The 19,061-nt window shown below is 66.1% G+C and carries 14 protein-coding genes; 11 read left to right on the plus strand and 3 right to left on the minus strand.

Going from position 1 to position 19,061, the window contains the following annotated elements; translation table 11 throughout:
* The first annotated feature begins 192 nt into the window (after window positions 1–192).
* On the plus strand, window positions 193–471 hold the full coding sequence (locus BXE_RS42690; RefSeq protein ID WP_011494365.1) for a DUF2795 domain-containing protein: 279 nt from the start codon (window positions 193–195) through the stop codon (window positions 469–471).
* A gap of 219 nt (window positions 472–690) precedes the next feature.
* Here the strand turns inward: BXE_RS42690 and BXE_RS42695 are convergent, their stop codons facing one another.
* Window positions 691–2,745: a protein-L-isoaspartate(D-aspartate) O-methyltransferase gene (locus BXE_RS42695; protein ID WP_011494366.1), complete on the minus strand. Its 2,055-nt coding sequence runs from the start codon at window positions 2,743–2,745 to the stop codon at window positions 691–693.
* Between the two features lie 532 nt (window positions 2,746–3,277).
* On the opposite strand from BXE_RS42695, the gene BXE_RS42700 reads away from it, so the two are divergent.
* The 9 genes from BXE_RS42700 to BXE_RS42740 all read left to right on the plus strand — a co-directional run bounded on the left by BXE_RS42700 (window position 3,278) and on the right by BXE_RS42740 (window position 15,459).
* Window positions 3,278–4,360 (plus strand): glycosyltransferase family 4 protein, encoded by a 1,083-nt coding sequence (locus tag BXE_RS42700; RefSeq protein ID WP_011494367.1) that lies wholly within the window; start codon window positions 3,278–3,280, stop codon window positions 4,358–4,360.
* A 261-nt stretch (window positions 4,361–4,621) separates the two neighbouring features.
* Window positions 4,622–5,659: a ribokinase gene (locus BXE_RS42705; protein WP_011494368.1), complete on the plus strand. Its 1,038-nt coding sequence runs from the start codon at window positions 4,622–4,624 to the stop codon at window positions 5,657–5,659.
* A gap of 6 nt (window positions 5,660–5,665) precedes the next feature.
* Window positions 5,666–8,086 carry a glycoside hydrolase family 65 protein gene (locus BXE_RS42710; protein ID WP_011494369.1) on the plus strand — a complete coding sequence of 807 codons (2,421 nt, stop codon included), beginning with the start codon at window positions 5,666–5,668 and terminating at the stop codon, window positions 8,084–8,086.
* Between the two features lie 236 nt (window positions 8,087–8,322).
* Window positions 8,323–10,119, plus strand: a complete 1,797-nt coding sequence (locus BXE_RS42715; protein ID WP_040123821.1) for a thiamine pyrophosphate-requiring protein — start codon at window positions 8,323–8,325, stop codon at window positions 10,117–10,119.
* A complete protein-coding gene (locus BXE_RS42720; protein ID WP_011494371.1) occupies window positions 10,116–11,264 on the plus strand; it encodes an enolase C-terminal domain-like protein in 1,149 nt (382 codons plus the stop codon). Before BXE_RS42715 ends, BXE_RS42720 begins: the two co-directional genes overlap by 4 nt.
* A 17-nt stretch (window positions 11,265–11,281) precedes the next feature.
* Window positions 11,282–12,247, plus strand: a complete 966-nt coding sequence (locus BXE_RS42725; protein WP_011494372.1) for a hypothetical protein — start codon at window positions 11,282–11,284, stop codon at window positions 12,245–12,247.
* The gene (locus tag BXE_RS42730) at window positions 12,244–12,897 is read left to right on the plus strand and encodes a gluconate 2-dehydrogenase subunit 3 family protein (protein ID WP_011494373.1); all 654 of its coding nucleotides are present in this window, start codon (window positions 12,244–12,246) and stop codon (window positions 12,895–12,897) included. The genes BXE_RS42725 and BXE_RS42730 overlap by 4 nt, the downstream gene beginning before the upstream one ends.
* On the plus strand, window positions 12,887–14,530 hold the full coding sequence (locus tag BXE_RS42735) for a GMC family oxidoreductase (protein WP_011494374.1): 1,644 nt from the start codon (window positions 12,887–12,889) through the stop codon (window positions 14,528–14,530). Before BXE_RS42730 ends, BXE_RS42735 begins: the two co-directional genes overlap by 11 nt.
* A 56-nt stretch (window positions 14,531–14,586) precedes the next feature.
* Window positions 14,587–15,459 (plus strand): endonuclease/exonuclease/phosphatase family protein, encoded by an 873-nt coding sequence (locus BXE_RS42740; RefSeq protein ID WP_011494375.1) that lies wholly within the window; start codon window positions 14,587–14,589, stop codon window positions 15,457–15,459.
* A 71-nt stretch (window positions 15,460–15,530) separates the two neighbouring features.
* Here BXE_RS42740 and BXE_RS42745 read toward each other — a convergent pair whose 3' ends face one another.
* Together BXE_RS42745 and BXE_RS47750 are read right to left on the minus strand one after the other, a co-directional pair.
* A complete protein-coding gene (locus tag BXE_RS42745) occupies window positions 15,531–17,258 on the minus strand; it encodes a tannase/feruloyl esterase family alpha/beta hydrolase (protein WP_011494376.1) in 1,728 nt (575 codons plus the stop codon).
* Window positions 17,259–17,616: 358 nt separating this feature from the next.
* Window positions 17,617–18,066, minus strand: a complete 450-nt coding sequence (locus tag BXE_RS47750) for a hypothetical protein (RefSeq protein ID WP_233518885.1) — start codon at window positions 18,064–18,066, stop codon at window positions 17,617–17,619.
* Window positions 18,067–18,103: 37 nt separating this feature from the next.
* Between BXE_RS47750 and BXE_RS42755 the strand changes: the two genes are divergently transcribed.
* Window positions 18,104–19,039: a YihY/virulence factor BrkB family protein gene (locus tag BXE_RS42755; protein ID WP_011494377.1), complete on the plus strand. Its 936-nt coding sequence runs from the start codon at window positions 18,104–18,106 to the stop codon at window positions 19,037–19,039.
* Window positions 19,040–19,061: the final 22 nt, after the last annotated feature.

Raw genomic sequence — 19,061 nt, forward strand, 5'->3', positions numbered from 1 at the left:
ATGGCAGGGGCGCGCCCACCACCGAACATGATGCAGCCCTTAACAGAAGTGCATCACACCCTCTAACGTTTCTGCTCGTGGGCGCATGACTCGCCGCGACCGGCGGCACCCCGTACGATCTCGCGGCGGGTCTCGTGCTGCCCATTGCCCGCGCGCAGGCACAGGTTATGCACATTTTCAAGGCCACCATTGATGGCCATCGTCCGAATCGCACTGAAGACGCAGGAGAAAACTCACATGTCACAGCATCCAGCTCACTCCCAGGATCAACGTCATCCAGGCCAACCCAATCCCGCCGATATTCAGAAGGCGCTTGCCGGGATCGATTATCCGACGACGCGTGAAAAGCTCGCCGCCAAGGCACGACAGAACCATGCGAATACCGACATTGTCGACTTGATCGAACGCCTGCCGGATCACAATTACGACAGCCCGGCCGCGGTATCGAAACAGATTTCCCGCACTCAATAGAAACCGCCGGCACGGCCCACTCGCGGTGTCCGTCGTGCCCACCGCGCCCCGGGGCGTCCGCGATTGTCGTTCCACGTGCGGACGCTTCCTGCCCGCGATGGGCGGCCTCTCATGTTAGTTGAAGTGGGAATACCGATGATTGCGGCGATCTTCCTTCAGACCAATGCCGGGTTCAAAACCCGCGCCATCGGAGCCTGCGAAGAACACGGCGAGCGGCGCTCACACGCCAAACGGGAAGGTCTCGGCGGCCCCTTCGCTGGCTGCGGCGGGCAAAGCCGTGACAGCGTTGGTGCGATCGAACCAGACCAGCGCGTCGAATTGACTTGCGAGCGACGCCTCGACATAGTGGCTGTAGTGTTCCGTATCGGGCCAGTAGATCACGCCGATGAACCGCTCCAGCAGCGGCCCCTGCAAGCGTTCGCGTAACGCGTCGTGGACCTTCGGACGAAGGTCGAGCAGGAACCGGGGAAGTCCGGTGCCATGCATCCAGTACTCGTAACTGTCCTCGTGCGACGGCCGCACGGTCTTCACCTCCATCGGACCGCCCCACTCCGTCGCCGCGGCCACTGTGCCGTGATGCGTGGAAAAACCAATCAGCGCTGCCGCATCGCCGAAATGCGCGCGGCACAGTTGACCGAGGTTGATCTCGTCCTGCACCTGTCCCATTGCCGTGGCGCTCGCGTCGCCAATATGCGAGTTATGCGCCCACACCACGAGGCGCGCGCCGGGCCCGCGACTGTCGAGCGTATGGCGCAACGTTTCGAACATGTGCGTGTCGCGCAGATTCCAGCTCTGCGATCCACCGTAATACATCGCGCGGTAATAGTGTTCGGCCACGGCGACCAGCCGCGCATTCTGTGCAGCGTCGAGGAACCGCTCGCCGTCCGCATGCGAGTAATCAAGGCGTTTTTTCAGCAGATCGCCGAGTTGCGCGACAACGTGTTCCTCGCAATGCGCATAGGTGCCGTTCACGGCCGCGCGGCCGTACACCGAAGGGTTTTTCTGCCATGGGCCGAGGCATCCGTATCGCTCGCGGGCAATCCTCGCCGCGTACGGGTCGACACTGTCCAGATAGCGCAGTACGGCGGCGATCGACTCGGACAGGCTGTAAATGTCCAGCCCAAAAAAGCGCGCCTGCCGATCAGCGGGCAACCGGCTATTGCGCGAGCGAAGCCACGCCACCAGCGCCATGAAATCCGTATTGCGCCACATCCAGCTGGGAAAGCGCTGAAACGGCGCGGTGCCGTCAACCGGCGGCGGACGATGGCGGATATGCCGGTCGATCATCGCGGCGTCGGGCCAGTCCGCCTCGAGCGCAATCGTCGAGAAACCGTGCCGCTCGACAAGGCGCCGCGTGATCGCCGCCCGCGCGCGATAGAACTCCGACGTGCCATGGCTCGCCTCGCCAAGGAGCACGACGCGCTTGTCGGCAAAACGGTCGAAAAACGGCGCGAATTCGTTGGAATCGATCTCGGGCAGCGCTTCGGCCGCGTCGCGGATCGCGATCTCCAGCGGCAGCGGCACGCGCGCCTGCGAACGCTCCGCTGAGGTGGCAAAGCCGGCCTCGGCGGCAAGGGCGGTCGGGGCGATCGGGGCGGCGCGCGACATACGCGGCTCGGCGTCCAGTTCAGGCCAGCCGTCATCACCGACCAGCGGGACGAATCGCACGTCTCCCAACACACGCTCTTCGTAGTCCTGCTCGCCCCGACGCACGATCTTCACCAGCCGCTGCCGGTTTGGCTCGGGGCCGACCGGCATGATGAGGCGACCGCCGGGCGCAAGCTGCGAACATAACGCATGGGGCACGCGCGGACCGCCAGCGGCTGCGATGATCGCATCGTAAGGCGCGTGTTCCGCGAGGCCGGCCGTGCCGTCGCCATGATGCACCACCACGTTCGTATATCCCAGTCTCGCCAATCGGTCCTGGGCCGTATCGGCCAGCGCGGCGTCGCGTTCGATCGAATCCACCCGCGCGGCTATTTCCCCAGCGACCGCCGCAGCGTAGCCAGAGCCCGTGCCGATATCCAGCACATGGTCGCCGGGATGAAGCTGCGCGGCCTCGAGCATTTTCGCCACGATGACCGGTTGCGAAATCGACTGCTCGTTTTCGAGAGGCAACGGCGTGTCGTCGTAAGCGAATTCGCGTAGTTCGGCTGGCACGAACGCATCGCGCGGCACGCGTCGCATCGCGGCGAGCAGGTGGGGATCGCGCACCCCACGGCGCACGATCTGTCGTTCGACCATCCACTCGCGCGCCACGCTCGAATCGGTCATCGCATTCCTCCACACAATCACGGCGGACCACAGCGGCGATCCGCCTCAAACGTGGCGCGAGCCTCGCGTCGACCACGGGCCGCGCTGCTGCGCCCGGCTGCGCTCCCGGGCTGCCGGATTCCGCGCCCGCGTGCCGCTGCGCGCAGGCCCGAGATCCGTGCAGCAACGGGCATACCGCGCTGCCGAACTTCCACGGCCGCAGTTGGCGCGCCGTGGCGCCAGCGTGAAGCTGGCATTCCTGATGCTGGACTGACCGGCAATCACAGTCCCTGAAGCGAGTGAGCCATGTCCGCCCATGCCGGCGAGAAAGCGGAAAAGACCGGCGATTTCCGCCGCGCCCAATGCGATCAATCCGTTCATGTGACCAACGGACATGCGATCGGACATGCGATCCCGAGGTACCCGCATTGCGGCAACGAAGCCTCCGCGACGCGCATGCGCGAGCCGGGGAACAAATCGGGCAGCCAGACCCCGCGCGCTGCCGGCCACCTCCACGACGAACCTGTCTTTCCCCTTTCGCCACGGATTCATCATGAGAATTGCCCAAGTCGCGCCGTTATACGAAAGCGTTCCACCATCCGCGTACGGAGCGACGGAACGCGTGGTCTCGTATCTCACGGAGGAACTGGTCCGTCGAAACCACGACGTCACCCTGTATGCGAGCGCCGACTCGGCCACCCGCGCGAAACTGGTGCCGGTCTGCGAACGCGGGTTGTGGCGCGACGCCGCCGTCTGGGACACGCTCACCCATCACGTCAGACAGCTCGCGCTGGTCGCGCGCGACGCCGACGCTTTCGACATCGTGCACTTTCACGGCGACCCGCTGCATTTCGCGCTGGCGGACAGTCTCGCCTGCCGCACGCTGACCACGCTGCATGGGCGGCTGCTGCCGGTGGATCACGGCCCGCTGTTCCGCCAGTGTCCGTTTGCGCCGCTCGTCTCCATTTCGAACAGTCAGCGCAAACCCGTTGCATGGGCGAACTGGCAACGCACCGTGCATCACGGTCTGCCAATCGACGAATTCGACTTCGAGCCAGCCGGCGATTCCTATCTGCTCTTTCTCGGCCGAATGATGCCGGAGAAGCGACCGGACCTCGCGATTGAGATCGCGCGGCGCGCCGGCATGCCGCTCAAAGTGGCCGCGAAAGTTCATCCCGGCGAACGCGAGTACTTCAGACAGCAAGTCGAACCGCTGCTGCAGCGCTCGCGCGATTTCGTGGACTATCTGGGCGAGATCGGCGGACACGTGAGAAAGCAGGTGCTTGCGCATGCGCGCGCGTTGCTGTTTCCGATCGAATGGGACGAGCCCTTCGGGCTCACCCTGATCGAGGCGATGGCATGCGGCACGCCGGTCATCGCATTTCACCGGGGCGCGATTCCCGAAATCGTGGAGCATGGGGTCAACGGTTTCATGGTGGACAACGTGGACGAAGCCGTCGCGGCCGTCGCGCGCCTCGATGAAATCGACCGTGCGGCGTGCCGGCGCTCTTTCGAGGCGCGCTTCAGCGCGGCGCGCATGACCGACGACTATCTGCAGGCCTATGAGGCCGTGCTGGCCACCCCGCCCCGCACGGCTGCGTCCGCGGCTGCGTGCGATACCGCGTTCGGCCGCTAAACGGCTCGCCCTTTCGCCGACGCATGTAATTACTCCGCGCGTCTTTGCAGATTTGACCGGGGCACGGCCGGCAACGCGCGCGTCGCAGGGCTGGAGATGCAGCAGCTTGCGGTCCGGTCGGATCGTGGAAGTCCGCGCGTATCTGAATTCGGCGCTGGTGCAAAGACTATTCGATCGGCATGACGCCGAAAAGCCAGGCGCGGCGAACCACTGACCCACGCGGCCAGCAGGTCCGCATCGTTCGCGCCGCAGGTACAGACCATGCTTTCACCCGTTGGCGGACACCGTTCGCGCGTGCTGCCGGCCTCCGGCACCATCGGCCCATCAACATTTCACGCGCTGTGTATGGGAACCATCGTCAGCATCGGCAGCATCAATCTGGACCTGCAAATGCGCGTCGACCATCCGGTGGGCAGCGCCGAAACGCAGCGCGCCCATGACTTCTCGCGCCTCGCCGGCGGCAAGGCGGCGAACGTCGCCTATCTCGCGCGCCGCTTCGGTCACGACGCGCAACTGCTCGGGATGGTCGGCGACGACCGTTTCGCCGACGAAGCCGTTGCGCCGTTGCGGGACCTCGGCATCGACGTGTCGCGGGTGCGCACGGCCGCCGGGCAGCCCACCGCGGTATCGATGATCTTCGTGCCCGACAACGGAAAAAAGACCATCGTGCTGGCGTCCAACGCGAATGACGCGTGGCAGCGCGCGGATATCGACGCCGCGCTGGAAGCGATCGATGCCGCTCCCGCGCACAGCGTGCTTGCGGTGGACTGCGAAATGAGCGTCGACGCGTGCGCGGCCGTGCTCGCTGCTGCGCAACGCCGCGCGCTGTGCGTCGTGCTCGACCCCGCGCCTCCCCAACGCGCCCAGTCGGGCGCGCTGCGTGCGCTTTGGCGCGCTGTGCACGCGCTGACGCCTAATGAGGAAGAAGCGGCGGCGCTCACCGGCATCGAGATCGCGGATCAGGCCGGCGCCGTGCGCGCCGCTCGTGCCCTGCATCGTGAAGGCTTCGAACTTGTGTGCGTGAAGCGCAGCGATGGCGGCTGCATTGCCGTGTCGCGCGACGGCGTGCTGGCGGTGCAGGTGAAACCGGTCGAAGCGCTCGACACCACCGGCGCGGGAGACGCCTTCACCGGCGCGCTCGCCGTATCGCTCGTCGAGCGCCGCGCGTTCGCGGATGCGGTCCGGCTGGCGACGGCCGCCGCCAACCTCACCGTCATGGCGTGGGGCTCGCAAACCGCATTGCCGGATCGCGCCCGTGCGGACGCGTTCGCCGCCGGATTGCAGTGCGAATGGCTTTGAGATCCGATGCGCGACGCTGCCAGCATCGTCAGTTCCGTGGTATTCGACCATTACGACGAGGCGGACGAGCGCCGCCGCGAATCCTTGCTGGGGCTCGGCAACGGCGTGCTGTTCGTGCGCGCGTGCGCGCCCGAAAGCATGTTCGCATCGCCGGCCGACGACGGGGCGAGTCACTATCCGGGCACCTATCGCGCGGGGCTATATAACGAGCTCGAAACCGAAATCCAGGGTGAACGCGTGCGCAGTACGTTCACGCCGCGTCTGCCCGACGCCACCGTGCTTGCCGTGCGCCCTCGCGGTGGACGCTGGCTGGGCGCCGATACTTCGCGTGTGCTGGATTACCGGCACGCGCTCGACATGAGCCGCGCCACCGCCACACGTCATCTGCTGCTCGCCGACGACGGCCGCACCACGCGCATTGAAGAACTGCGCTTCGTGAGTGCCGCGCATCCGCAAATCATCGTGCTGCGCTGGCGCGTGACGGCATGCGACTGGACTGGCCTGCTCGACATCGGCGCTGGCATCGACGGCGATGTGCGCAATGCCAACGTCGCGCTGCAGCGCGCATGGCGCGGTCGTCACGTGACGGATTTCAGCGCGCGCCAGGCCGCTCCCGAGACGCTGCTTGCGACCGCGCGCCTGAGCGGCGCGCTCGTCTGGCTGGCGCTCGCGGCCCGCACCGTCGTGCGCGGCGCCCACGGCGCGCTCGCGCCGAGCCAACTGGCAGCATGCGGAGCGGGCCTCTTCGAGTTGCATCGTGTGCCTCTGCAGGCAGGCGAAACCGTTTGCATCGACCGCGTAATCGCGGTGTGCACCTCACGCGACGCAACCGTGAGCGATCCGGCCGAAGCTGTCCTCGCGCTGGTGTCCGATGAATTTGCCGCAGACGCCGACGCGTTGCAGGCCGCGCACGAACGTACATGGGCCTCACGCTGGGAGCGGATTCAATGCCGCTCGAGCGATGCCCGGCTCGCCCGGCAACTCAACCTGCGGGCGTTTCACGTGGCTCAAACGCTGTCAGGGGCGGTGGTGCATGAAGACGCCGGTTTTCCCGCGCGCGGCTGGCAGGAGGCTTACCAGGGGCACATATTCTGGGATGACATGTTCGTGCTGCCGGCGCTGCTGCGGGACTGCCCGGAGGCCGCCCGCGCGCCGCTGCTGTACCGCTACCGGCGCTTGCCGGCCGCGCGACGCGCCGCCGCGCGCGAAGGCTACGCGGGCGCGATGTTTCCGTGGCGCAGCGCGACGACCGGCGGCGAGGAGACGCCGCGTTTCGAGCTGAATCCGCTGAACGGGCACTGGATGCGCGACGACACGCGGCTGCAACGGCACGTCGGCGCGTCGATTGCATGGAACATCTGGCGCTACTACTGCATGAGCGGCGACGCCGCGTTCCTGTATCGCGAGGGCGGTGAGATGCTGGTCGAGATCGCCCGCTTCTGGGCGAGCATTGCGCGCTTCGACGAAGCGCGCCGCCGCTACGTGATCCGGGCCGTGATCGGCCCGGATGAGTATCACAACGCCTATCCCGGTGCCGACTCGCCCGGTCTCGACAACAACGCCTACACGAACGTGATGGCCGCATGGACGCTACGATGCGCGGCCGATGCGCTCCGCGCGATGCCGCGGCCGCAGCGTGACGCGCTCGCGGTGAAACTCGAACTGGGCGACGCCGAAGCCGCTCGCTGGAACGCGATCGCGCGGCGTATCCATGTGCCGTTTCTGGCGGGCGGCATCATCGAACAGTTCGACGGCTTTTCGGCGCTCAAGCCCTACCCCGATGTGTCCGCGCAAGCGCGGCACGGCCAGCGGACCGACTGGCGTCTCGAAGCGGCAGGCGACACGGTCGAGGCCTGGCAAGTCTGCAAACAGCCGGACGTGCTGATGCTGTTCGCGCTGCTCGGCCAGCCACAGCTTGCCTCGCTACTGACCGATCTGGGTTATCCGTTCGACGACGCGAACGCCCGGCGCACGCTCGACTATTACACCGGCCGCATGACGCACGAGTCGAGCCTTTCGAAAGTGGCTTGCGCGGCCGCGTTTGCGCACGCCGACCCGCAGCGCTCATGGCAATACTTCGTCGATGCCCTGCAGGTGGATGCCGCCGCCGGCGCCGGCAGCAGCGCAGCCGAAGGGCTGCATCTTGGCGCGCTCGGCGGTGCATTCAGCGTGGTCCTGCGGCACTACGCCGGCATCGACTTCATACCGCATGCGATGCGGCTGTTTCCGGCATGGCCCGAACCCCTGCCGGCGCTGCAACTGGCCTTTGCCTATCGCAGCAATCGCTTCGAGTTGCAGGGCGACGCCCGCACCGTTCGCATTCTGTCCGATCCGGGAAATCTCAGCGCAGTCGCCGTTCAGCATGTGGGCGGAACGTGCCAGTTAGCGCCCGGCAAGACGATCGCGGTGGCGGCGCGCGCGGCATAGGCCAACCGGAACCCGACGCGGGCTGCGCACCGTCGACATCGCAAGGGAGCGGCAGCGACACTGCTTCGCATCGCGCGCGCCTGAACTTCACCGGGTCGAGGAACAGGGTTTGCTGCCGGTTCGATATGCGTTTGCGCCGCCCCCTTCCTGTCGCGAAGGTGGCTTACAACCCGGTTGCGTCCGCGCAGATCGCTCTGCAATGCATCGGCCGGCTGGGCTATTCCGTGGAGAATGCAATGAGTCAAACCGTGGGTGACTTTATTATCGATCGGCTGCATGCGTGGGGTGTGCGGCGAATTTACGGCTATCCGGGCGACGGCATCAACGGCGTCTTCGGCGCGCTGAATCGCGCCCACGGCAAGATCGAATTCGTGCAGGTGCGCCATGAAGAAATGGCTGCATTCATGGCCTCGGCGCACGCGAAATTCACCGGCGAGCTCGGCGTTTGCATCGCAACCTCAGGGCCGGGCGCATCGCATCTGCTCACCGGCCTCTACGATGCCCGGCTCGATCACATGCCGGTACTCGCCATTGCCGGACAACAGGCCCGCGCGGCGCTCGGCGGCCATTACCAGCAGGAGCTGGATCTGGTGTCGATGTTCAAGGACGTAGCCGGCGCGTTCGTGGAGCAGGCTAGCGTGCCCTCCCAGGTCCGTCATCTGGTCGACCGCGCGGTGCGCACGGCGCTCGCCGAACGCAAGGTCACGGCTCTCGTGTTGCCCAACGATCTGCAGGATCTTGCGTACGAAGCACCGGCGCGCAAGCACGGCACGCTGCATTCGGGGGTCGGCTACCGGCGGCCCCGCCTCGTGCCCTATCCGGACGATCTGCAACAGGCCGCGGAAGTGCTCAACGCCGGCAAGCGGGTCGCGATTCTGGTCGGCGCGGGCGCGCTGCATGCCACCGACGAAGTGATCGCCGTCGCCGACAAGCTCGGCGCGGGCGCTGCCAAGGCCTTGCTCGGAAAAGCGGCGTTGCCGGACGATTTGCCGTGGGTGACCGGGTCGATCGGGCTGCTCGGCACCAAACCCAGTTACGACCTGATGACCGAGTGCGACACCCTGCTGGTGATCGGCTCGGGTTTCCCGTACGCCGAATTCCTGCCCAAGGAGGGCGCCGCTCGCGGCGTGCAGATCGACCTCAAGGCCGACATGCTCAGCCTGCGCTATCCGATGGAAGTCAACCTGGTGGGCGACAGCGTCGAGACGCTACGCGCGCTGCTGCCGTTGCTCGAACAGAAGCAGGACCGCGGATGGCGTGAAAAGATCGAAGGTTGGACTGCCGACTGGTGGAAGACACTCGACAAACGCGCCCACGAAGCAGGCAGGAAGGGGATGAATCCCCAGCGCAGCGTATGGGAACTGTCGCCTCGCCTGCCTGCCAATGCCATCGTTACAAGCGATTCCGGATCATGCGCGAACTGGTACGCGCGCGACCTGAAAGTGCAGCGCGGGATGATGTGCTCGCTGTCCGGCGGTCTCGCCTCGATGGGGGCGGCGGTGCCGTACGCGATAGCCGCGAAATTCTCCCACCCCGAGCGCCCGGTGATCGCGCTGGTGGGCGACGGCGCGATGCAGATGAACAACATGGCGGAGCTGATCACCGTGGCCAAGTACTGGAAGCAGTGGGCCAGTCCACGCTGGATCTGCATGGTGCTCAACAATAGCGACCTGAACCAGGTGACGTGGGAGCAACGGGTAATGGAAGGCGATCCGAAGTTCGAGGCATCGCAGGACATTCCGTCCGTGCCCTATCACCGTTTTGCGGAGCTGATCGGCCTGAAGGGCATCTACGTCGAGGACCCGGAGCGCATGGGAGCGGCCTGGGACGAAGCGCTCGCGGCAGACCGTCCCGTGGTCATTGAAGTGAAGGCCGATCCGGACATTCCGCCACTGCCGCCGCATATCACGTTGGCGCAAGCCAAAGCCTTCGCGTCGACGCTGATCAAGCGCGATCCGAACGAAGGCAGCGTGATCATCGAAACCGCCAAACAGGTGCTCGGCGCGGTGCTGCCGGGGCATCGCGACAAATGACGCGGCATTTGGCCGGGAGCTTCGCGTCGCCGCCGGGAGCGGAGGCGGAAGGTGGGCCGGTTCGCGTCACGGCGCTGCGCGCGCAGGCTTTCCATATCCCGACCGATCTCCCGGAGGCCGACGGCACCTTCGCATGGAACGCGACCACGCTGGTGCTCGTCGAAGTGGAAGCCGGCGGCCAGACCGGCATCGGCTACACCTATAGCGACGCGAGCATCGTCAGGCTGATTCATCACACGCTGGCCGCCTGCGTGATCGACGCCGATGCATGGCAAGTCGGCGCGCTATGGTTGCGCATGCAACGACAGGTGCGCAATCCGGGACGTGCGGGACTGGCCGCCACCGCGATCTCGGCGGTCGACTGCGCGTTGTGGGATCTGAAGGCGAAACTGCTGGGCGTGCCGCTGGTGACGCTGCTCGGCGCGCAACGCGCGAACGTGCCGATCTACGGCAGCGGCGGCTTTACGACTTACACCGACGAGCAGTTGCGCGAGCAACTGGTCCGCTGGGTCGCGCAGGACGGCTGCCGCTGGGTCAAGATGAAAATCGGCACGCACCCGCAAGAGGATCCGCAGCGGGTTGCGGCGGCCCGCGCGGCGATCGGCGACGCCGGGCTGTTCGTCGATGCGAACGGCGCCTTCAGCGTCAAGGAGGCGTTGCACTATGCGCGAGCGTTCGCGGAGCAAGGCGTCGAATGGTTCGAAGAGCCGGTTTCGTCCGACGACCTGCGCGGACTCGCCCTGCTTCGTGAACGCGCACCGGCGCGCATGGAGATCGCCGCCGGCGAGTACGCGTACACCCTCGACGATTTCCGCTTGCTGCTCGAAGCCCATGCCGTCGACGTGCTCCAGGCCGACGTAAGCCGTTGCGGCGGCGTCACCGGCTTCTTGCAGGCCGCGGCGCTCTGCGAGGCCTTTCATGTGCCGTTATCCGCGCATTGCGCGCCGGCGCTGCATCTCCATGTGGCCAGCGCGGTACGGAATCTGCGCCACCAGGAATGGTTCCACGATCACGTGCGCATTGAAGCCATGCTGTTCGACGGCGCACCCCGGCCTTCGAATGGCGCGATCGCCCCTGACATGGCGCGGCCCGGCTGCGGCCTGGCGTTCAGGCACGGCGATGCGCAACGCTATCTGATCCATTGAACGGAGCCCGCTCGCGGATGAATCCTCGCTATCTTCCCGGTCTGATCGGCGCCGCTGCCGGCGCGGCGGCGCTGGCGGCGATCGCGGTGAATCGCGGCCGTGCGCAGACCGCGCGCGGGTCTCACCAGGGGTCTCACAGCGGGTCTGACGGCGGGTCTCACCAGCCCGAGGCGCTGCAGCATATTGCGGCGGCCCGTTCCTTCAATCGCGGCTCCGCGCTCCTCGCGCTCTCGGTGCTCGCCGACAGCGCCATGGAACACTATCGCGGCTCGTTCGAGAATCCCGCGATGTACACGCCGCTCATCTCGTCCACGCTGTCGCTGCTCGCCGGTCTGCACGGCGGCGGCGACCCTCGCTCGAACCGGCACCCTGCGCGGCACGCGATCTATCTGACGGCGGCGCTTGCGGGCGTCTCGGGCACCGCCTTCCACCTCTACAACGTCACCAGGCGGCCAGGCGGCTGGAGCTGGAACAATCTCTTTCACGCGGCGCCGATCGGCGCGCCCATGGCGCTGCTGCTGTCGGGCGCGCTCGGCGCCACGGCCGAACGCCTGCGCGACCAACCTTCCGTCGATCCGGAACTGTTCGGCATGCCGGCGGGCCGCGCGCTGGGCCTGCTGGTGGCCGCCGGGCTCGTGGGCACGGTAGCCGAAGCCGGACTGCTTCATTTTCGCGGCTCGTTCCAGAACCCGGCCATGTATGCGCCCGTCAGCCTGCCGCCCATCGCGGCCGCGCTGCTCGCGCAAGCGGCGCTCGGCGAGCCGCGCGGGCGCTGGTTCACGCGGCTGTGGCTGCGCGTCACGGCGGCGCTGGGCTTGATCGGCGCCGGCTTTCATGCGCGCGGAATCGCTCGCCATCAGGGCGGCTGGCGCAACTGGAGCCAGAATCTCTTCAACGGTCCGCCGCTGCCCGCCCCGCCCAGCTTTTCGGCGCTGGCGCTGGCCGGCCTCGCGGCATTGCGTCTTCGGGAGACGGAACAATGAACCCGCCGAGAACTACACGCTATCCCGGCTACGACGTACTGAACAAACGCAACACGCCGTCATGGGACGACGCGACGCGCGCGGTGATCGAGCAACGTCTCGCCACCCCGCGCGAGCCGCGCTTTTTCAACGCAATCGAGTGGCGCGCCGTGACCCATCTCTGTCATTGCATCGTGCCGCAGGCGGACGCTGAACCCGAGGTGCCGCTGGCTCCATTGCTCGATGCCAGGCTGACAAGCAACGCAGGCGACGGCTATCGCGACGCGCGGCTGCCGCCCGCCCGGGACGCCTGGCGCATCGGCCTCGCGGCGCTCGACGCCGAAAGCCGGTCGCAGTTCGAATTGCCGTTCGCGAGCGTCGACCGGGCCGTCCAGCACGCGCTGCTCGAACAGATGCAGCGGGGCGACATGCACCACGAAGCATGGCAGCGCATGCCGGCGAAGCTCTTTTTCAGCAAGCGCGTGCTGCACGACATCTGCAGCGCCTATTACTCGCACCCGCATGCGTGGAGCGAGATGGGTTTCGGTGGGCCGGCCAATCCGCGCGGCTACGTGCGAATGTATTTCGACCGCCGTGATCCGTGGGAGGCTGCCGAAGCCCATCCCGGTCTCGAAGACAACGCGCTGCGGGAGAATCGCCGTGCTCGATGACGCATTGCATCACCCTCGCGGCAAGGATGGCCGCGCGCCCGACGTGTTCCGCCGCGGCGCATGGGTGCCGATGCGGGAATACGGCAATGACGATGAAGTCGACTTCGCGATCGTCGGCACGGGCGCCGGCGGCGGCACGCTGGCATGCCGGCTCGCTGAACTCGGCTTCAGGGTGGTCGCCTTCGACGCAGGCGCATGGTGGCGTCCGCTCGAAGAGTTCGCTTCCGACGAAACCCATCAGGCGAAACTGTTCTGGACCGACGAACGAATCTGCGACGGCGAAAATCCGCTGCAACTCGGCAACAACAACAGCGGCAAGGCGGTTGGCGGCAGCACCGTGCACTTCGCGATGGTGTCGCTGCGTTTTCGTCCGGAATGGTTCAAGTCGCGCAGCGCGCTCGGCTATGGCGCGGACTGGCCGCTGGACTGGCGCGAGATGTGGCGCTACTACGCGCAGGTCGAGGACGCGCTGAAGATCTCCGGACCGGTGAACTATCCATGGGGGCCACCCCGGCCGCGCTATCCGTACCGCGCGCACGAACTGAACGCGGCCGCCCTGGTGCTTGCGCGCGGGGCCGAAGCAATGGGCATCCCGTGGACCCCGACGCCGCTCGCCACGCTATCGGCGCCGCGCGGGCTTGCTCATCCTTGCGTTTATCGCGGCTTCTGCGTCTCCGGCTGCGCGACCAATGCCAAGCAGAGCGCGCTGGTCACGTGGATCCCGCGCGCGCTGCGGGCCGGCGCGGAAATCCGCGACCTTGCGATGGTCGGCCGGATTGCGACCAACGCCCTCGGGCGAGTCAACGGCGTGGAATATCTGCGCGAAGGGCGCTGGCAGTTCCAGCGCGCCAAACATGTGGTGGTGGCGGGCTATGCGATCGAAACGCCGCGCCTCCTGCTGATGTCGGCGACCAGCCAGTATCCCGATGGTCTCGCCAACCGCTCCGGCCTGGTCGGCAAGAACCTGATGGCCCAATCGAATCAGGCCGTGTACGGGACGATGGAGGAAGAGATCCGCTGGTACAAAGGGCCGCCATCGCTCGCGATTACCGAACACTGGAATTACACCGACGAAGGCAAGGACTTTTTTGGCGGCTACTCGTACATGAGCCAGGGGCCGTTGCCGGAGGTGTGGGCCGGCGCGCAGAACAAGCGCGGACTATGGGGCGACGCGCTGGCTCGGGAGATGCGCAATTACAACCATCAGGCGGGCCTGAAGATCGTCGGCGAAATGTTGCCGCAGGAGCGCAACCGCGTGACGCTGGCCGACGAAAAGGACCAGTACGGCCTGCCGGTCGCGCGCGTCACCTATTCGTGGGGCGACAACGACAAGCGGCTGATCGCCCATTCGCTCGACTTCATGCAGCAGGCGCTCGCCGCGGCCGGCGGCCGGGACATCTGGCGCGAAACCGACGACACCTGTCACCTGAACGGCACCGCGCGCATGGGCAGCGATCCTGCCACGAGCGTCGTGGATGCCGATTGCCGCAGCTGGGACATACCCAATTTGTGGATTTGCGACGGCTCGGTATTTCCGACCGTGGGCGGCGTCAATCCGTCGCTCACCATTCAGGCAATCGCATGCCGTACGGCCGCGCGCATCGCCGAACTCGCTGCGCGCGGTGAGCTGTAGAAGGCGCGCTGCGGCGCAGCGATAAAGCGGCAAACGGCTTTTTCACGGAGGACCTCATGAGGCTCGTCGACTGGAATATTCAGTGGGGTTGCGGCGTGGACGGCCGCGTCGAGCTCGGCCGGATCGTACGGGAGGCACGCAAGCTGTGCGATTTCGACGTCATGTGCGTGCAGGAAATCACGCGCGGCTTCAATGAAGAACCCGCAGCCGGCGGACTGAAGGGCCAGCCCTCGTCCGATCAGTTCGCCGAGCTTGCCGGACTGCTGCCGGAGATGACCGTGATCGACGCCATCGGCTCCGATCTGCCATCCATCGGCGCGAGCCCGCGTCGGCGGCAGTTCGGCAACGCGATCGTGACCCGCTTGCCGGTCCGGCAAGTGCTTCGCCATTCGCTTCCGTGGCCCGCCGACCCGGCCAAACCGTCGATGCTGCGCATCGCGCTCGAAGCCGTGCTCGACGCCGATATCGGCCCGCTACGGGTGATCAGCACCCACCTGGAGTTCTATTCGGAAAAGCAGCGGCTCGCTCAAGTGGCGAGGTTGCGGGAATTGCATCGGGAAGCGTGCGATCACGCGCGCTTTCCCGCGAGTGCCGAAAAGCCGGACAGCCCGTTCGCCGGCACCGCCCGTCCGCTGGGCGCCATTTTTTGTGGCGACTTCAACAGCGCGTTTGACGGCGCGGCGTATCGCCGGATGCTCGAACCGGTTGCCGACGCCCCTAGCTTCGCCGATGCATGGAGTTGCGCGCATCCTGGCGAGCCGCGTGCCGCGACCGTCGGCCTGTACGATCGTGAGCAATGGCCTGATGGACCATTCGCGTGCGACTTTATTTTCGTCACGGAAAATCTCACGCCGCGCGTTGCGGCATGTGAGGTGGATCCGCACAGCCGCGCGTCCGATCATCAGCCCCTGTGGCTGGAATTGCGCTGAGCCCGAGCGCCACCGGACGCGCGGCGAAGCCCACCGTCCAGGTCCGCTTGCGCGGCTCGACGCCTGGCTGCCTACTGGCTCGCGCAAGTGAAGCTCGACGCGAGGTTCATATCGCCGGAACCGTTATAGCGCGGAAAGGTGGGGTACTCGCACAGCGGCCGTGTACGCCCCGGCACGCCAGCCGTATCGGCGACGATCTGCGCGGGCGGAGCCACGCCTTTTTCGACCCAGTTTTCCAGCGTGGTGAGCGAATCCCACGCCGCGTTATAAACCGTGCTGGCCGCATGCCCGTAGCCGGGAATTTCGTAGTAGCGCACAAAGTTGGCAACGGCGGAGGTGCCCATCGTCGCCTGCAGGCGCTGATAGTACTGCTCGGTCGAGCGCGTGCTGACGAGCGCGTCGGCCATGCCGTGCGCCATCAGGATCTTGCCGCCTTTCGCATTGAAGGCCGACAGGTCGGTCTTGTTGACGTCCTGCAAACCCGTCAGTTGACTGATGCGCGCCTGCAGGCTGCCGGGATTCTGCGGATCGACGCTCAGCGAATTGTAGTTGGGGTCGCGCGTCACGAAGTAACGTATCCATTGGTCCCAGAACACGCTGAGATAAGGCGCGGTATTGGGCATCGGCGAAGCCGGCTGCGACGTGCCGAGCGCGAGCGTGATCACCGTTGGCTGCAGCGCCGAAGCATTCGCCACCCCCAGGTCCGCGCCATACACGTTGAAGCCGGGGTATTGCGTCTCGCCGCTCGCCAGCGTGTAGCCGAACGTGATCGGCGTGTCGTACACGTTGAGCGCGGTGATCTGCGCGTCGGACAGGCAGCTATCGCCGGTGTCCGCGCCGCCGGCACAACGCAATGGCGTGCCGTTGAGCGTCGCAGTGGCGGGATTGAACGTCGCGTTGCACGCGGCGACATTGCTGATCACACCGTCGGCGACTCCGTCGAGCGTATCGCAGCTGGCGAGCACCGCGTCGAGCAGCACTTTGCGTTTGGCCTGATCGGGATACGCGCCGGGCGCCGCCAGCGCCCGCGTGATGCGCCCGAACTGCAGATCGAGGCTGGCGGCCGCCCAGGCCGGATACAGGACGATCGATCCATCCCAGTCCTGCGGCCAGCGCTGCACGACGGCGAGCGCCTCGCGCCCGCCTGACGAGCCTCCCGCGAAATACGCCCGCTTCGGCGCCTTGACAGCATAGCGCGCGTCGATCAGGTACACGGCTACATCGCGCGTTTTCTTCAGCGCGTCGCCGGAAAAGTTCTGCACGGCTTCGTCGTTCACACCGAACGACCCATCCTCGCTGCCGAGCGCATTGGCCTCGTGCCCCGAGTCGCTCGCGAACACCGCGTAACCGCGGCCGAGCGGTGTCGGCTGCGCGGTCGGGCCGGCCGGCACGTTGCCGGTGGGCGCGGGAATCGTGCCGTCGTAGCCGCCACCGCCGAACATCATGATCTTGCTGTTCCAGACGGTAGGCATTGCAATCTGCAACTTGATCTGCGGGGCCGCCGGATCGACCGGATTGATCGCCGCGCTAACGAGACAATATTCGCCGGTCGCCTGCACGCCCGAGCCCGACGCAGGCATCACGGTCGCCGCAGTCACCGTAGCCCCCGTGGTGGGCAAGCCGATGGACGACGCGGGCACATTCTTGCCGGCGAGCTGCGAGCAGCTGAGAGGCGCCGCCGCGGGCGACTCGAGGTGGTTGTCGCCGCAACCGCTTAGCGAAAAGACCGTGAGCAGCGGCGCAAGGGCCAGGGCGGAACCCATGGCATGGAATTCATGAACGGCGGGCTTCAATTGCATGACTGTCTCCATTTGTATTCGAGTCCAGGTCTTACAGGCCGGTTTCGTTTCGCGCCGCGTCTGCGCCGTAACATGTATTCGTAAACTCTGCGCCCGGCAACTCTCCTGTCAATCGGTGTCTGTATCCAGTCCGGAAAAAGCGGTATTCCTCGTTGTCCCTGACGAGCCGGCTCGAGGCTGGCTGGACCAGATAGTCCACCCCGGCTTCGATCATCAGATGACGAAGCCGGCCGCTTCGGACGCCTTGCGGTCGCTGCGGCCGCGTCCTTTGCCACGCGGTGGCAGCGCGCTCGCCGAGCGCCTGCTTTTACGATGCGCCCTCCAGTCATCCGAAGGCGGCGGCGGGTCGTCCTCGCGCTTATTGTCCTGAGCCGCTTGCACTCACTGGCGCGTTCGGACCGCCCGGTGTGGCCGTGCCGCCTGGCTGGGTCGTCGGGGCAGCGGTGCCGGCCGCCGACTTGCCGGACTTCATTTTTTTGTGGGTGTGGGTGGAATGAGGCGTGGGCGCCGCCTGCACGTTGTCCCCTGCATTAAGACTTTGCGAAGAACTGGGCTGGTTGCCTTGCGCAAACGCGCCGGAAGAAAAAATGGCTAATGCACCAAGCGCAGCAAGAATAGCGTGACCCTTCATGACAGAACTCCCGGAAATCGTGGCCGATCGAGCATTGAAGAAAGAACTCATGCCGTACGCCGACACGCGCGGGTGGGGTACGGCAATCGGCAGAAGAGCAAGCGGCATGCCGCGCGCGATAATGGGCCGGATATCGTGGCCAACCAGGCGGCACATCCGTTGCTGGAAATCCCGCATCGACGCCAACGCTCCCGCGCTTACGACAGGAGGTCCCATGCCAACCACGGTCCGCCTTCCCGAACGCCAGCAGGTCGATGGTAAAAAAGGCGCGATGAACGCGATGATGGATCTCGCGCAACGCTTCTCGTCCCACCGTTGCACCATGATGGGCGCCAGCATTGCGTTCTATTCGGCTTTCTCCCTCGCGCCCACTTTATTGATCGTGCTTGCGGTGGCGGGCTGGTTTTTCGGCAAGGAAGCGGCGCGCGGCGAGCTGTTCGCGCAGGTAAAAGGCATTCTCGGATCGGACGCCGCCGCTGCGATGCAGGACATCGTGGGCCACGCGCACTATGCCGGCGGCAGTGGCATCGCCGCGCTGGTGTCCGTGCTGTTGCTGATAGTGGGCGCCTCGGCAACGTTCACGTCTCTCAATACAGCGCTCGACGTGGTGTTCGAGGCGCAAACAAGGTCGGGCATCGCTGGCATGGCGCTGCTGCTTCGAGCCCGGCTCCTTTCGTTCGGGCTCGTCATGGGGCTCGGTTTTCTGATGGTGGTGTCGCTCGTCCTCGACGCGGCGATCCAGTTCGCCGGACACGCGGTATTCGGCAACAGCCCGGTCATCGCCTTTGCACTGGTGCTGCAATCCATCGCTGGACTGGTTGTCCTGACGGCGGGATTCGCGGCATTAATCAAATGGCTGCCCGATGCGCCGGTGCGTTTCCGGCACGCACTGGTCGGCGCGTTTGTCTCCGCGATTCTGTTCACCGCCGGACATCATCTATTCGGCTTCTATCTTTCGCATGCCGGCACCGCTAATGCATTCGGCGCTGCGGGTTCGCTGGCCGTTCTCATGATGTGGCTTTACTTCTCCGCGCTCGTCTTTCTGCTCGGCGCGGAAACCACCGCCGCAATACGGCGACGCAGCGCGGCTGTCCAGCCCGATGACGGGACGGTCAAGAAAGGCGCCGACAGCGGGAACATTCGCCCCTAGCCAGGTTGGCGGGCACAGAGGC

Source organism: Paraburkholderia xenovorans LB400, assembly GCF_000013645.1.
In the GTDB taxonomy this organism is placed as follows: Bacteria; Pseudomonadota; Gammaproteobacteria; order Burkholderiales; family Burkholderiaceae; genus Paraburkholderia; species Paraburkholderia xenovorans.

Excerpts from the sequence above, each read along its gene's own strand:
- BXE_RS42690 (WP_011494365.1), top strand. The coding sequence starts at position 193 with ATGGCCATCGTCCGAATCGCACTGAAGACGCAGGAGAAAACTCACATG.
- BXE_RS42695 (WP_011494366.1), bottom strand. The coding sequence starts at position 2,745 with ATGACCGATTCGAGCGTGGCGCGCGAGTGGATGGTCGAACGACAGATC.
- BXE_RS42700 (WP_011494367.1), top strand. The coding sequence starts at position 3,278 with ATGAGAATTGCCCAAGTCGCGCCGTTATACGAAAGCGTTCCACCATCC.
- BXE_RS42705 (WP_011494368.1), top strand. The coding sequence starts at position 4,622 with ATGCTTTCACCCGTTGGCGGACACCGTTCGCGCGTGCTGCCGGCCTCC.
- BXE_RS42710 (WP_011494369.1), top strand. The coding sequence starts at position 5,666 with ATGCGCGACGCTGCCAGCATCGTCAGTTCCGTGGTATTCGACCATTAC.
- BXE_RS42715 (WP_040123821.1), top strand. The coding sequence starts at position 8,323 with ATGAGTCAAACCGTGGGTGACTTTATTATCGATCGGCTGCATGCGTGG.
- BXE_RS42720 (WP_011494371.1), top strand. The coding sequence starts at position 10,116 with ATGACGCGGCATTTGGCCGGGAGCTTCGCGTCGCCGCCGGGAGCGGAG.
- BXE_RS42725 (WP_011494372.1), top strand. The coding sequence starts at position 11,282 with ATGAATCCTCGCTATCTTCCCGGTCTGATCGGCGCCGCTGCCGGCGCG.
- BXE_RS42730 (WP_011494373.1), top strand. The coding sequence starts at position 12,244 with ATGAACCCGCCGAGAACTACACGCTATCCCGGCTACGACGTACTGAAC.
- BXE_RS42740 (WP_011494375.1), top strand. The coding sequence starts at position 14,587 with ATGAGGCTCGTCGACTGGAATATTCAGTGGGGTTGCGGCGTGGACGGC.
- BXE_RS42745 (WP_011494376.1), bottom strand. The coding sequence starts at position 17,258 with ATGCAATTGAAGCCCGCCGTTCATGAATTCCATGCCATGGGTTCCGCC.
- BXE_RS47750 (WP_233518885.1), bottom strand. The coding sequence starts at position 18,066 with ATGCGGGATTTCCAGCAACGGATGTGCCGCCTGGTTGGCCACGATATC.
- BXE_RS42755 (WP_011494377.1), top strand. The coding sequence starts at position 18,104 with ATGCCAACCACGGTCCGCCTTCCCGAACGCCAGCAGGTCGATGGTAAA.